Here is a 14,629-nt window from a genome sequence, read left to right on the forward strand (position 1 = left end):
CCCACATTTGGAATGCATTCCCCTGTGGGAGGGGGCTTGCTCCCGATGACGGACTGATACACACCACTACTGCACCTGATACACCACCGATTTCTCATCCACCACCGCTGTCACACTCCTCGCCGCAAACCCCTCTCTCGACCCCGTGGAAAAATTCGCCACCAACCGCGTGCCATCGGCAAACGTGGTTTCCTGCACCTGCCGATCCGCCGTCAGCCAGCGAAACCCGGTCATCGCCTGGGTGGCCAGGCGCTCATGCAACGGTCGGAAAAATCGATCCTGGCGCTGGATCAGCGGCAGCCGCGCCTTGAGCGTCGCAGCACTCAGGTGATACAGCGGCGGCACGTTGTAGAGCAGTTGGGTCAGCTCATTTTCAGCCCGTACATTGCTCAGCTTGAGGCTGTCGAACAGCCAGTGATGGGTGGTGATAACCGAGCCATGGAACACCGCCTGATACAGCGGCAGGCGCAGCGTCGGGTCGAAGTAGAGGGTGCGAAACGGCTCGTTCAGCGGCACCGACTTGAAGAACACCGCTGGTTGCTCCGGCGGGTACCAGTTGCCCACGTAGTAGGGCGACTGTTTGTCCTGGGTCATGTCGCGATCCCCCCAGCCCAGCACCGGGGTTTGCATGCCATGGGCGAACAGGATGCCCTGGGCGGTGATGGCGTTACCGTCTTCGGAGCCGGTCGGCAATTGCAGCGTGGTGTTCAGCCAACGGGCTGCATCGATATTGCCTTCGGCGTTTTGCGCCTGGGTCATCGGTGCGCTGTCGCGGTAACTGTCGAACAGCATGCTGGTGGCGTACGCATCGAGAAACCAGGCGTTGAGGCCGGCAACGGCCTGCACGGCTTTCACCCGCGCCTCCAACAGAGGTCGCACACAGCGCGGGTCGGTGTAGTGGCCGGACTGCTGGAAGCCGGTCTTGGGTGTGCCGTCCTTCAACACGATGGCGCAGTCGCGGTAAGCCTGGCTGCCCAGGTGGGCGGTGGTCCAGTCGGGGTTTTCGGTGGCGGACAACGCGGTTTGGTAGGAGTCGTAGGGCGCCATCAGGTAGCCGGCGTCGACACCGGCGCGGATGGTCTCGGGGTGCCAGAGGCCGCCTTCCCAGCCTTCGCCCAGGGTCAGCATCAAGCGTGGCAGCCCGGCGTCGCGCAGCGTCTGTACCACCTGGCTGCCCCAGGTGCCGGGGCTATCGCGCAGGGCACCGGCAAAGTCCACGGCCAATTCGCGACGCAACTCGCCGTAGCGCGCGGCAAGACGGCTCATATCGGGCTCGTCCACCTGCCAACTCTGCCGGGCCTTCCTATTGATCGCGGCATTGAGGCCGCGTAACAGCACGCTTTGCTCGTAGCGATTCAAGGCGCGGGGCTGCGCCAGCAGCGCTGCGGAGTCCTTGTCCAACGGGCCTCTGAGTTCATGAGCGCGCAAGCGCTGGAGCAACAACGGCCAATCACGCACATCCTCCGGCGCCAGCAGGTCATTGCCCCACAGGTAGACATGGCTGGCGCCCAGCAGCTTTTCAGCCCCAGGGGTTTGCCGCAGCTTGTCTGCCAGGGGTTCATAGCGCCCCTGCTCGACCAGCCATCGGCGATAGCGCTTGGCCCCGGCCAGCGGATCGCTTTCGCCCAGGTGCAACAGCAGGGTCATGGGGGCGGCAGGCCCGAGCGAGGTGAACTCATGGGCCAGCGACAACGCCTGGCCCCGCCAGCGCAGGCGGTTGTTATAGGGATTGGTCAGCAGCCAGTTGAGGGTGAAGGCGCCGTGATCGACGCCCCACAGCGGCAGGCTGAGGTCCTGGGTGGTGTTGATGTCACCCTGCGCCACCAGGAAAGCGTTCCACATGGCATTGCCGGCCGGCACGTAATGCCCTTCGGCCAACGGCCACATCAACCCTCGGCCCATGGCGCTCGGCGGTTGCAGAAGAATCGGCAGCTCACCGGCTTCCCGCGCCGTGATCGACAGCACCAGGTCGCGCTGCTCAAGGCTGGCAGTCACGCGATAGGCACCGTCATCCCATTGCCAACTGGCCTGTTGCGCGTTTTGTGCAAGTTGACTGACAGCACGCGCCGCTACACCGTTGGAGGCCTGCACCTGCGGCTGGCCACTGGGTGTCACACGGATGGCGAGGGTGGCCGGATCGAGTTCGACTCGCCACAACGGGTTTTCCAATACGGTGCCGGCAAAGGCCAGGGGCGACAGGAACAAGCAGCAGATCAGCGAGGTAAGACGCAGACGGTTCATGGCAGGCGACCGTTGAGAGGTGGAGGTCGAAGGGTAAAGCACTCAACGGTTGGCCAGGGCAACAGGCGTCACTTCCGGAAATTTCCCACGTCTCAAATGCCCAGCTGAGATCAATTGTGGGAGGGGCGGTGCGACGATTCGACTTGCTCCCTCCCACATTTTTAACCGTGTTGTTCCTGCTTTGGTTCGCGGATCTTGTACCAGGCCACATACAGCGCCGGCAAAAACAGCAGCGTCAGCAAGGTAGCGATGATGATCCCGCCAATCATCGCGTAGGCCATCGGCCCCCAGAACACTTCGCGGGCAATCGGGATCATGCCCAGGCTCGCCGCAGCCGCCGTGAGCAGGATCGGCCGGCGCCGATGCTCGGTGGCTTCCACTACCGCGTCCCACGGCGTGTAGCCGGCCACTTCATATTCGTGGATCTGCGTCACCAGGATCACCGAGTTGCGGATGATGATGCCGATCAGCGCCAGGATGCCGAGGATCGCCACAAAGCCCATGGGCGTGCCCGTGGGGATCAGCGCCAGCACCACGCCGATCAGCCCCAGCGGCGCGACACTGGCCACCAGGAACATCTTCTGCACGCTGTGCAGCTGGATCATCAGGAACGTCGCCATCAGGAACAGCATCAACGGCACCACGCTGGCAATCGGGCCCTGGGCCTTGCCGCTTTCTTCCACGGTGCCGCCCGTCGCAACCTTGTAGCCCACCGGCAGGCCGGCGCTGAACCTGTCGATCTCCGGCTTGAGCTGCTTGACCAGATCGGTCGGCTGCATCTCATCGCGCACCGAGGCCTTGATGGTGATGGTCGGCTTGCGGTCGCGACGCCACACCAGCGGCTGCTCCAGCTCATACCGCACAGTGGCGAAGGCCAGCAGCGGAATCGAGGTGCCGTTGGGGGTGACGATCTGCAGGTTCTGCAAGGTTTCCGGCGTGCCACGTTCGGCGTCTTCGGCACGGCCGACCACGCTGATCAGGTAGATATCGTCGTGCACCTGGGTTACCGAAGCACCACTGACCACGCTGTTCATCAGTTGCGCCACGTCTTCGGAGGACAGCCCGAGCTGGCGCGCCTTGTCCTGGGCAATGTCGATGCGCAGCACTTTGCCCGGCTCGTTCCAGTCGTAGATGATCTCGCCCAGGTGGGTGTTTTTATCCAGCAGGGTCGCCAGTTCGATGGCGTGTTTGCGCACCTGGTCGGTGTCTTTGCCAGACACGCGGTACTGGATCGGACGCCCCACCGGCGGGCCCATTTCCAGCGGCTGCACGAAACTGCCGATGCCCACGAAGTCGTCGCGCAGGCGCTTTTGCAGGCGCGCAATCAGGGCACCGCGCTCTTCCAGGCCTTTGCTGACGATCACCAGTTGCGCGTAGTAGGGGTTTTCCAGTTGCTGGTCGAGGGGCAGGTAGAAACGGATCGCGCCCTGGCCGATATAAGTGCTCCAGCGTGCAATGTCCGGGTCGTCCTTGATGATCGCTTCGAGGCGGTCGACGGCCTTGCGCGTCTCGTTGATCGAGGCGTTTTGCGGCAGGTTGAGGTCGACGAGGATTTCCGGGCGGTCCGACGACGGGAAGAACTGGTTCTGCACAAACTGCATGGAGAACACCGACGCCACGAACAGGCCCACGGTGATGCCGATCGCCCACCAACGGTTGCGCATGGCCCACAGCATGCCGCCATTGAACGCGCGGCCGATGCGCCCCGGCTCGGCGTCGTGGGGTTTCACCTTGGCACTGAGGATATGCACGCCGATCACCGGCGCAAACAGCACCGCCACCACCCACGACACCAGCATCGCTACGGCAATCACCGCGAACAGGGTAAAGGTGTACTCGCCTGCCGAACTGGCATTGAGGCCAATCGGCACGAAGCCGGCGACGGTCACCAACGTACCGGTGAGCATCGGAAATGCCGTGGAGGTGTAGGCGTAGGTCGCCGCCTGCTCCTTGGTTTCGCCTTTTTCCAGGCGCGTGATCATCATCTCCACGGTGATCATCGCATCGTCCACCAACAGGCCGAGGGCGATGATCAACGCCCCCAGCGACACACGCTGCATGGTGATGCCGCTGTATTCCATGAACACGAATACCAGCGCCAGCACCAGTGGAATCGAGCACGCCACCACCAGCCCGGCGCGCATGCCCAGGCTGATAAAGCTCACCACCAGCACGATAATCACCGCTTCGAACAGCGCGCTGGTAAAGCCGCCGACGGCCTCTTCCACCACTTCGGCCTGGTCGGAGACCTTATGCACACCGACGCCCACCGGCAGGTCGGCGGTCAGCTCGTCCATCCGCGTGTGCAGCGCCTTACCGAACGACTGGATATTGCCGCCCTTCTGCATGGCGATGGCCAGGCCAATCGCCGGCTTGCCGTTGAAGCGGAACATCGGCCGCGCCGGGTCGACGTAGCCACGGCTGATCTCGGCGATATCCGCCAGGCGATAGAAGCGGTCATTGAGGCGCAGGTTGACGTTGGCCAGGTCTTTCTCCGAGGCGAACTGCCCCGAGGTACGCACCGAGATGCGCTCCGGCCCGGCCTCGATCACGCCGGCGGGGGTCACCGCGTTCTGCGATTGCAGGCTTTGCACCACCTGGCGCTGGTCGATGCCCAGGGCCGCCAGTTTGCGCGTGGAGAAGTTCAGGTAAATCACTTCGTCCTGCTGGCCGATCATCTCGACCTTGCCCAGCCCCGGCACCGAACGGATCTCGGCGCGCACCTGCTCCACGTAGTCGCGCAACTGGCGCATCGACAGGCCGTCGCCGGTAAAGGCATACACCGAGCCGAACACATCACCGAATTCGTCGTTGAACGACGGCCCCTGCAAGCCCTGGGGGAAGGTGCCGCGAATGTCGTCGATCTTCTTGCGGACCTGGTACCAGATCTCCGGGATGGCCTTGGCGCTGGTGGTGTCCTTGAGGAACACGAACACCGTGGATTCACCCGGCCGGGTGTAGCTTTTCACGTAGTCGAGGGCGTCGAGTTCCTCGAGCTTCTTCTCGATGCGGTCGGTGACCTGCTTGAGGGTTTCTTCCTGGGTCGCGCCCGGCCAGCGGGTCTGGATGACCATGGTCTTGATGGTGAACGAGGGGTCCTCTTCACGGCCCAGGTTCATGTACGAGAACACGCCCATCAGCAGCGCGACGAACATCAGGTACCAGACAAAGGACTGATGCTTGAGGGCCCAGTCGGATAAGTTGAAGCTGCCTTTCATCGCGGGCTGTCCTCGTCGATTTTGACTTTCTGCCCGGGCTTCAGGCTGTTCACGCCGGCGGTAACGATACGCTCGCCGGGTTTGACGCCGCCGTTGAGCAAGGCGCTGTCAGCATCACGACTCAGCACCGTGATGTCGCGCGGTTGCACGGTCTGGCTTTGGGTATCGAGGATCCAGATGCGGGTCTTGCCGTCGACTTCCTGCAAGGCGCTCAGGGGCAACTCGATGCGTGGGGCGATGGCCGAACTCAAGGTCACGCTGATCGCCGTGCCAAGGCGGAACGCGGGCGGCGTTTCGGCCAGGGTCAGGCGCGCGCGACGGGTGCGCGTGGCGCTTTGGGCCTGGGGTTCGATCTCGCGCACGGTGGCGGTGGTGTGGACGCTGGGGTCGAGTTGCCCGGCGACGAGGAATACCACATCCGCCGGCAGGCGCTCGGCGAGGCCGGCGGGCAGGTCGATCACCGCCTCCTTGATGTCCGGGCGCGCCAGGGTCACCACTTGCTGACCGGCGCTGACCACCTGGCCGGCCTCGGCATTCCAGGCGGTGACGATGCCGGCGTGGTCGGTGCGCAGCTCGGCGTAGTTGAGCTGGTCCCTGGCCTGGTTGACCGAAGCCTGGGCCTGGTCGAGGGAGGCCTGGGTGGTTTTCAGGTCGGTCTGGGCCACGTCCAGTTGGGCCTGGGCGCCGACGCCACGGTTGAACAGCTCCTGCTGGCGGCGGGCATTGGCCTGGGCGTTGATGAACTGCGCCTGCACCCGCGCCAAATCGCCTTGGGCGGCGCGCAACTGGTTCTGTTGGTCGGTAGGGTCGAGCACCGCGAGCAAGGCGCCCTTGTCCACTTCGGCGCCCACATCCACGGCACGCCGGGCGATGCGACCGGGGACGCGGAAGCCCAGATTGCTTTCATAGCGCGCCTGGATGGCGCCGGCGAAACGGCCGAGGGTTTCCTGGTCCTCGGACTTCACTTCCATGGACAGCACCGGGCGCAAGGGCTCGGGCGCCGGTTCTTCCTTTGAACAGGCCATCAGCAACAGGCTGGCGGCAAGTACAACCGTCAGGCGCTTCATGGCTGGGCTCCTGGCGGGGCGATCTCGACCAGCATGCCGGGGTGCAGCAATTGCCCACCGGCCACCACGACTTTTTCGCCGCCCTTGAGGCCGTCGCCAACAATCACTTTGCCTGTGAGGTAACGCGCCACCGTGACCTTGTGCAGTTGCGCCTTGCCCTCGCCGTCCACCAGCCATACGGCGGGCTCGCTGAGGTCTTTGGTCAACGCCGACCACGGCAGCTCGATACTCGCCTTGGCCGGGCCATTGGCGGTGGCGCTGACCACCGAACCAAGCCGCATGCCTTCGGGTAACGATTGCAGGGCGATCTTCACTTGCACCGTGCCGGTATTGGCGGCCACGGCAGGCGTGACTTCACGCACTTTACCCACGGCCGTGATGCTCGGGTTATCCAGCAGGCTGACGGTGATCGGCGCATCCGGCGGCGGCTCAACCAGCAGTGACTCATAGACGTTGAACACCGCGTCGCGCTCGCCATCGCTGGCCAGGCTGAAAATCGGCACGGTGGCCTGCACCACCTGACCGACTTCGGCCTGGCGCGCGGTGATCACCCCCGGCGCATCCGCGATCAGCGCGGTATAGCCGAGTTGTTCACGGGCGTTGGCCAACTGCGCCTGCGCGGCGGCCAGGGCACTTTGGCTGCTGCGCAGCGCGGCCTGGGCGGAATCGTATTCGCTGCGGCTGGTATAGCCCTTGGGCAGGAGCTTTTCCTGGCGCACAAACGCAGCGGCGGTTTGCTTGACCCGCGCCTGCTCGGCCACGACCTGGGCCTGGGCGGAATCGACGTTGGTCTGCAAATCCTTGGGATCGAGCCTGGCCAGCACCTGTCTGGCTTTGACGCGATCGCCTACATCCACCATGCGCTGGATGATCTTGCCGCCGACGCGGAAGGACAAATCGGTTTGCACGCGGGCCTGGATATCTCCGGTCAGCGTGACGGCCGCGGCGAAATCGGCGGGTTGTACGGTTTGAACAAAGACCCGCGAATGGGCCTTGGGCTCAGCTTTTTCCTGGCCACACGCGCTCAGCAACACCACTAAACCCAGACCGACGATACAGATGGAAATACGACCGCCCATGCAGACTCCTTGTGCGCGATGCGATGTGCCAGTGTGTATGCGACTGTGAGCTTAGTTCAGGGTTCCTTATCTGCATGGGGCTCCCGCACCCCGAGGCTTCGCAGGCCGGCCAGACCTGTGAGTTCTAACAGTAGACGGCCGCCGCCAACCCTCGTAAATATTGGCTCCCGTCTTGCTGCGCGGACATTCCCACGCGCTGCCGTGCAAGCACCTCACTTACCCGTACTGAGGTAGACCCAATGAGCAGCCAAAAGACAAAAAAACTTCCGTCCCTGCAAATCAATGAGGCCAAACCACCGACTCCCCCCTCAGACTACTGGTTACTGTCCTTGAGGGATGTGCCCCCCGAGGGAGCAACCGCCGTCATTCAGCCTACCGACATAGGCACAAGCAATGATCGCCTGCAGATTTACATCGATGGCGAAGTCGTGGTGGACAAAGAGTTCAACAATCAGCCGCCGCGGGAGATTCAGGCATTCATTCCCAGGGATGCATTGCTGAAGAACATAGGCCAGCGGCAAATCCACTACATGATCCGAATCGGCCAGGGAAATGGCGAGATGGGCGACTCCGAAAAATTCCACATCACCCATTGAACAGGGGCCTGGATTATTGCTGATCGTTCCCACGGGGTGGGAACGATCAGCTAGGAATCAGCCCTGCCACTTCCCGCCTTCGACAATCACACTCTCAGGCTTGGTGTCATCGCTCAGCTCCTTGCGCACATATTGGTCATACAGCTTGAGCAGGAATTTCTCCTCACCCAGCTTCGCCAACTCGGCATTCACCCAGTCGCGCAGTTCGATATTGCCCTTCTTCACCGCCGGGGCAATCGGCGCTTCGTCACCGAGTTTCTCCTCCAGTACGCGGTAGCCCGGGTTCTGCTTGGCCCAGCTGAACAGCACCAGGTTGTCTTGCGCATAGGCATCGCCACGCCCGGCCGACAGCGCTTGCAGCGACTCGGAGTTTTTCTCGAACTTCAGCAGTTTCCAGTCCGGGTGGTTCTTGGTCAGCCAGATATCGGCAGTGGTGCCGGTGGTAACGATGGTGGTGCGGGTGGCCAGGTCATCCAGGCTTTTCACCGCGCTGTCCTGGGGCACCAACGCCTGCACCGCGACTTTCAGGTTGGGGTTGGTGAAGTCCACCGCCTCCTTGCGCTCGGGGGTCACGGTCATGTTGGCGAGGATCAGGTCGACCTTGTCGCTTTGCAGGAACGGAATACGGCTGGCCGGCTCGACGGCGACGAATTCGACCTTGTTCTCATCGCCCAACAGGTCCTTGGCGAATTGACGACCGATGTCGGTATCGAAGCCGACGTAGCGCCCGGCTTCGTTGACAAAGCCAAACGGTGGCTTGTCGGTGAATACGCCGACGATCAGCTTGTCCCGCGCCTTGATCTTGTCGAGGTAGCTCACGGCGGCAGCAGGTTTAGCAGGCTCTTCGGCCTTTTTATCGCAGCCGGCCAGTAGGGCGACAGCCAACAGTGGCAGCAGTAACTTTTTCATAGCAGCTCCAGTTCCTGGGTTTTCTTGGGCAGTGTTGAGACAAAGGAGAATTTCTCCAGGAACTGCTGCGCGCGTGCGGTTTGCGGGTTCGTAAAGAATTCTTCGGGGGTGTTGTGTTCGAGGATGCGACCGGCCTCCATAAACACCACGCGGTCGGCGACGGCGCGGGCGAAGGCCATTTCGTGGGTGACGATCAGCAGGGTCATGCCATCGCGGGCCAGGCCCTGGATCACCTCCAGCACTTCCTTGACCATCTCCGGGTCGAGGGCGGCGGTGACTTCGTCAAACAGCATGACCTGAGGGTTCATGCACAGCGAGCGGACGATGGCGATGCGTTGCTGCTGGCCGCCGGAGAGCTGGCGCGGGAAGGCGTCGCGCTTGTCCGCCAGGCCGACGCGCGCCAGCAGTTTCTCGGCCTGCTCGCGGGCTTCGCGCGGCTCGCGCTTTTGCACTTTCAGCGGGCCGAGCAGGATGTTGTCGAGCACACTCATGTGCGGGAACAGGTGGTAGCTCTGGAACACCATGCCTACGTCCTGGCGCACCTGGCGCCAGTCGGTGGTTTTATCCAACAACTCCTTGCCGGCAAACCGCAGGCTGCCGCTATGGGCCACTTCCAGGCCGTTGAGGCAGCGCAGCAAGGTGCTTTTGCCGCAGCCGCTGGGGCCGAGGATCACCACCACTTCGCCGCTTTGCACACTCAGGTCGATGCCCTTGAGCACCTGCTGGTCGCCGAAGAATTTGTTGAAACCCTGGAACTCGATCAATGCGCTCATGCTTGGGCCCAGCGCCGTTCCAGCACCTTGGAGGCGGCCGACAACGGGTAGCAGATAAAGAAGAAAAACAGGAACAGCGCGCCGTAGATCAACACCGACTCATAGGTGCGCTCGATGATTTGCTGGCCGACCTTGATCACGTCCACCACACCGATCAGCACCGCCAGGGAACTGGTCTTGATGATGCGCGTGTAGACGTTGATGGTCGGCGGCGTCATGCGCTTGAGGGCCTGGGGCAGCAACACGTAGCCGTACAACTGCGGGTCGGACAAGCCAATCGACAGGCCGGCTTCGCGCTGGCCGCGGGGCAGCGAATGCAACGCGCCGCGTACCACTTCGCCCACTTCGCTGGCGCCCCACAGCGACAACACCAGCACCGCGCACCAGAAGCTGGGGATGCTCAGGCCAAAGAAGATCGGCAGGCCAAAGAACAGCAGGTACAACCACACCAGCACCGGAATCGCCCGGAACAGCTCCAGGTAAACCCGCAGCACCGCGTTGACCAGCCTGTTGTTCAAGGTGCGCAGCACGCCATACAACACGCCGCCGACCGTACTGAAGGCGATGCTCAACAACGAAATCGACAGGGTCTGCGCAGCGCCCTTGCCCAGTTGCGGCAACGACACCCACAACAACTCAAGACCCGAACTGGCCATGCTGGAGCCTCCTTTCCAGGCGGCTGAGCAGCAACGACAGCGGCAAGAACAGCAGCACGCAAATCAGCGTCAGCACGGCGAGCATTTCGTAGGTTTTGTAGTAGAGGGCGATGTAGCTCTTGGTGGTGTAGAGAATCTCCGGCACCGCCACGGCAGAGACCACGGTGGTCTCCTTGAGCAGGAAGATGAAGTTGGCGAACAACGCCGGCAGGCTGAGGATGCCGGCCTGGGGCAGGATCACATGGCGCAGCAGTTGCCAGTCCGACAGGCCGATGGATTTGCCCGACTCGATCTGCGCCAGCGGCACCGCTTCCACACCGGCGCGCAGTACTTCGGTGAGGTAGGCACCGCCGAGGAACGTCATGGTGATGATCGCCGCCCAGAACCCGGAGATATTCAAACCCATCGCCGGCAAGGCGAAGTAAACGAAGAACAGCTGGATCAGCAGCGGTGTATTGCGCGCCAGTTCCACATAGAGCGCCACCAGGCGCGACAGGTACGGCGTGCGAAACACCAGCAGTGCGGCGTTGATCAGCGCCACCAGCAACGAGGTGGCAATGGCGATCAGGCCCACTTGCAGCGTGACGCCCACGGCTTTCAGAAACGCCGGCAGGGTGCTGAGGATAAAAGCGAAATCGAAGGTCATTGTGAGTCCATGACACCGCAGGGGTAATGCGGCGAGCGTCGTCCGATCCGGCGTGGGTAACGCCGGGTAGCGCGAACTTTAAAGGTATAAAAAGTAAAATTTAAATACCGAAATAGCATATTGATATCACCCAAAAAGATAACCGACGGATTCGCGGGTTTTCCAGGTGACGGCTATGGTTGGGGGGTCTGTGTTTCGAGGGAATGAACAATGAACAAAGCGAAACCGATTGATCCGCAGGAGCTGGTGAAATGGTTGGTGGCGTTGCGCAGGGCGATCAATAGCCGGGATCTCTAAAACACCGTAGATCCAATGTGGGAGGGGGTTTGCCCTAATGCCAGTCAGTTAAGCGTACATCGCCTCCTGTAGGAGCGAGCTTGCTCGCGAAAAACGTCAACGATAACGCGTGCTTCCTGAATGAACGCGGCGCCTGTGAGTTTTTCGCGAGCAAGCTCGCTCCTACAAAAAGCCTTCTGACTGGCAAGCCCCTTCCCACATTTTTATTGCATTCCAAATTCCAGGCATAAAAAACGCCGACGCTGTAGTAGCCGCCGGCGTTGAAACCTTGAAGGGGGTTTTGGCTTACATCAGAACGCGGGCACGACTGCGCCGTTGTACTTCTTCTCGATGAAGGCTTTGACTTCCGGGCTGGTCAGGGCCTTGGACAGTTTCTGGATAGCGTCGCTGTCCTTGTTGTCCGGGCGCGCCACCAGGAAGTTCACGTACGGCGACTTGGCATCTTCGATGATCAGCGCGTCCTTGGCCGGGTTCAAGCCAGCTTCCAGGGCGTAGTTGGTGTTGATCAAGTCCAGGTCAACCTGGTCCAGCACCCGTGGCAGCAGGGCCGATTCCAGCTCCTTGAACTTCAGGTTCTTCGGGTTGCTGGCAATGTCTTTCGGCGTGGCCAGGGCGTTGGTCGGGTCTTTCAGGGTGATCACACCGGCTTTCTGCAGCAGCAACAGGGCGCGGCCGCTGTTGGAGCCTTCGTTCGGGATGGCCACGGTGGCGCCATCCTTGAGCTCGGAAATATTCTTGATCTTTTTCGAGTAACCGCCGAAGGGTTCAACGTGCACGCCAACCACGGTGACCAGGTTGGTGCCCTTGCCCTTGTTGAAGTTTTCCAGGTACGGCAGGGTCTGGAAGTAGTTGGCGTCCAGGCGCTTCTCGGCAACCTGTACGTTTGGCTGTACGTAGTCGGTGAAGACTTTGATTTCCAGATCCACGCCTTCTTTGGCGAGGGTTGGCTTGACCAGTTCAAGGATCTCGGCGTGCGGGATCGGGGTGGCGGCCACCACCAGTTTCTCGTTGGCCTGGGCGAAGCTTGCAGTCAGGGCAGCCGCCAATGCGGTAAACAACAGAACCTTTTTCATGCAGTGTCCTTATCGAAATTCCGGGGCGTCTCTGACGACCGTTTTTTATGTGGTGTGCCAGCGAAGTGCTATCGCGGCGTGGAATGGACAATACCTAGATTTTTTATTCCCGAACAATATCTTTTATTCACGTTGATATTCCATTTTACTCATGTAGCGGCTTGTTCCTGTAAAAAGCTGCGCAAGGTTTCCCGCTCAGCCAGGCTGGCATTGGCGAAGATGCGCTGCACTTGCTCCAAGGGCGACCCCGCCACCGGCAGGTTCAGGTGTTCGGGCAGAATTTCGTCGCCGCTGCTCACCAGCAAGGCGAAGTGGATGACGTTCTCCAGCTCGCGGGTATTACCCGGCCAGCTGTGGTGTTCCAGTACGCGCTGGGCGGCGTCGCTGATCAACGGCACCGGCAGGTCCAGGCGCTGGCTGTAGATACCGAGGAAGTACTCGGCCAACGACAGGATATCGCCCACCCGCTCACGCAATGCCGGCAGATCCAGCTGGCCTTCGCTCAGGTAATGGAACAGCCGCTCATGAAACTTGCCGGCGGCCACGGCCTGGGCCAGGTCGATGCTGGTGGCGGCCACCAGGCGCACGTCCACCGGGCTCGGCTGGTGAGCGCCCACGCGGGTGACTTCATGGTTTTCCAGGGCCGCCAGCAGTTTCACCTGGATCGGCAGCGGCAAGTCGCCGATCTCATCCAGATACAAAGTGCCGCCATTCGCCGAGCCAAACCACCCGGCCCGGCTGCTGGCCGCGCCACTGTGGGCGCCTGCGGCGTAGCCGAACAGTTCGGCGTCGGCGTAGGTTGGGCTGATGGCGCCGCAATTGACCGATACAAACAAACCGGAGCGGTCGCTGCCCCGGTGAATATGCCGCGCCAGCAATTCTTTACCGCTGCCGGTCTCGCCTCGAATCAATACAGGCAAGGCGCGCGGGGCCAGGTTTTCCAGGTCTTCGCGCAGCTTGCGCGAGCGTGGGTCGACAAACACCAGCGCCTTGGCGCGGATGCTCAGCGGGCTTTTTTCGGCGTCGGGGAAGGTCAGCAGCGGCTGACCGAAGGTTTCATGCAGACTCATGGCAGGCTCCCGCCCCAAATCCACTCAGGGACGGGGCGTTGAAAAAATATCAGGCTGTGCGCCGGGCGTGATGCTCGAGGCGGCTTTGCAGGCGATACAGGTAGGCGAACCCCTGCTCCCAGCGCTGGTGACCGGACTTCACATTGATATGTCCGGCCCCCGACAGGATGCCGGCTTCGGCGCCCCAATTACGCGCCAGCTCCAGGGCCCGGGGGGCGCTGACGGCGCTGTCGTTATCGGAACTGACCACCTGGCTGGGAAACGGCAGCAGGTCGGTCGGGATCGGCGCAAAGTTGCGCAAGGCCGGCGAGCAGGCTGGCCGTTCAACATCCGCCGGAGCCACCAGCAAGGCCCCGCGCACCTGCCGCAGGAACTGCACGGGTGCGGTGGCAGCCCAATGGGCCACGGTGATGCAGCCCAGGCTATGGGCGATCAGAATTACCGGGGTGCTGTCGGCGGCAATCGCCTCGGCCAGCGCAGCCACCCAGTCCTCGCGGCGCGGCGTCAGCCAATCGGCCTGCTCCACCCGTGCGCTGTTGGGCAGGCTGTTCTGCCAGTGACTTTGCCAATGATCTTCTGGCGATCCTTGCCAGCCCGGCACGATCAGATAACGAATCGACTCGCTGTGCATGGGTGTGCCCTCCTGCAGCGTTTAACGTTGTAGGACAGTATAGGGACGAGGGTTATATTCGTTAAGGAATAAGAAGCTATTTATTAATAACCAAAAACTCAAACCTGCATGAGGTTCAAATGTGGGAGGGGGCTTGCTCCCGATGGCGGTGGGTCAGCTGACAAATAGGCCAACTGACACTCCGCCATCGGGAGCAAGCCCCCTCCCACATTCCACATTCCACATTCCACATTCCACATTCCACATTGGGATTTGGCGGTGTGGCTTGAATTCCAGGCAAAAAAAAAGGTTCATCACGGAATCCCGGGAAACACAGAAACAAGAACGCCGATTTGATTGATGATGTTCGTGCGAGCAAACACATCTAAAAAAC

Annotated in this window: 12 protein-coding genes; 1 reads left to right on the forward strand and 11 read right to left on the reverse strand. The window is 61.7% G+C overall.

Annotated elements, in window-relative coordinates; all coding sequences use genetic code 11:
- Positions 1–66: 66 nt before the first annotated feature.
- The 4 genes from BFQ01_RS14820 to BFQ01_RS14835 form a co-directional block, all read right to left on the reverse strand.
- Positions 67–2,241, reverse strand: a complete 2,175-nt coding sequence (locus BFQ01_RS14820) for a glycoside hydrolase (protein WP_065925834.1) — start codon at positions 2,239–2,241, stop codon at positions 67–69.
- 161 nt (positions 2,242–2,402) lie between these two features.
- Positions 2,403–5,459, reverse strand: coding sequence for an efflux RND transporter permease subunit (locus tag BFQ01_RS14825; protein WP_065925835.1), 3,057 nt, complete (start codon positions 5,457–5,459; stop codon positions 2,403–2,405).
- Positions 5,456–6,526, reverse strand: a complete 1,071-nt coding sequence (locus tag BFQ01_RS14830) for an efflux RND transporter periplasmic adaptor subunit (protein WP_065925836.1) — start codon at positions 6,524–6,526, stop codon at positions 5,456–5,458. The genes BFQ01_RS14825 and BFQ01_RS14830 overlap by 4 nt, the downstream gene beginning before the upstream one ends.
- Positions 6,523–7,605, reverse strand: coding sequence for an efflux RND transporter periplasmic adaptor subunit (locus BFQ01_RS14835; protein WP_065925837.1), 1,083 nt, complete (start codon positions 7,603–7,605; stop codon positions 6,523–6,525). Before BFQ01_RS14835 ends, BFQ01_RS14830 begins: the two co-directional genes overlap by 4 nt.
- A 239-nt stretch (positions 7,606–7,844) precedes the next feature.
- Here BFQ01_RS14835 and BFQ01_RS14840 point away from each other — a divergent pair, with 239 nt between their 5' ends.
- Entirely contained in the window at positions 7,845–8,201 is a 357-nt protein-coding gene (locus BFQ01_RS14840; protein WP_065925838.1) for a hypothetical protein, read from the forward strand.
- A gap of 57 nt (positions 8,202–8,258) precedes the next feature.
- On the opposite strand, the gene BFQ01_RS14845 is transcribed toward BFQ01_RS14840, so the two are convergent.
- The 7 genes from BFQ01_RS14845 to BFQ01_RS14875 form a co-directional block, all read right to left on the reverse strand.
- A complete protein-coding gene (locus tag BFQ01_RS14845) occupies positions 8,259–9,110 on the reverse strand; it encodes a transporter substrate-binding domain-containing protein (protein ID WP_065925839.1) in 852 nt (283 codons plus the stop codon).
- Positions 9,107–9,883, reverse strand: a complete 777-nt coding sequence (locus BFQ01_RS14850) for an amino acid ABC transporter ATP-binding protein (RefSeq protein ID WP_065925840.1) — start codon at positions 9,881–9,883, stop codon at positions 9,107–9,109. The genes BFQ01_RS14845 and BFQ01_RS14850 overlap by 4 nt, the downstream gene beginning before the upstream one ends.
- Complete coding sequence (locus tag BFQ01_RS14855) at positions 9,880–10,539, reverse strand: amino acid ABC transporter permease (RefSeq protein WP_027607849.1); 660 nt, start codon at positions 10,537–10,539, stop codon at positions 9,880–9,882. The genes BFQ01_RS14850 and BFQ01_RS14855 overlap by 4 nt, the downstream gene beginning before the upstream one ends.
- Positions 10,520–11,185 (reverse strand): amino acid ABC transporter permease, encoded by a 666-nt coding sequence (locus BFQ01_RS14860; RefSeq protein WP_065925841.1) that lies wholly within the window; start codon positions 11,183–11,185, stop codon positions 10,520–10,522. The genes BFQ01_RS14855 and BFQ01_RS14860 overlap by 20 nt, the downstream gene beginning before the upstream one ends.
- Positions 11,186–11,772: 587 nt before the next feature.
- A complete protein-coding gene (locus BFQ01_RS14865) occupies positions 11,773–12,555 on the reverse strand; it encodes a MetQ/NlpA family ABC transporter substrate-binding protein (protein ID WP_027607851.1) in 783 nt (260 codons plus the stop codon).
- A 149-nt stretch (positions 12,556–12,704) separates the two neighbouring features.
- Positions 12,705–13,625 (reverse strand): sigma 54-interacting transcriptional regulator, encoded by a 921-nt coding sequence (locus BFQ01_RS14870; RefSeq protein WP_065925842.1) that lies wholly within the window; start codon positions 13,623–13,625, stop codon positions 12,705–12,707.
- Positions 13,626–13,674: 49 nt separating this feature from the next.
- Complete coding sequence (locus BFQ01_RS14875) at positions 13,675–14,256, reverse strand: alpha/beta hydrolase (protein WP_016975008.1); 582 nt, start codon at positions 14,254–14,256, stop codon at positions 13,675–13,677.
- Positions 14,257–14,629: the final 373 nt, after the last annotated feature.

The sequence above is a fragment of the Pseudomonas sp. 8 R 14 genome (assembly GCF_900005955.1).
GTDB lineage: Bacteria > Pseudomonadota > Gammaproteobacteria > Pseudomonadales > Pseudomonadaceae > Aquipseudomonas > Aquipseudomonas marginalis.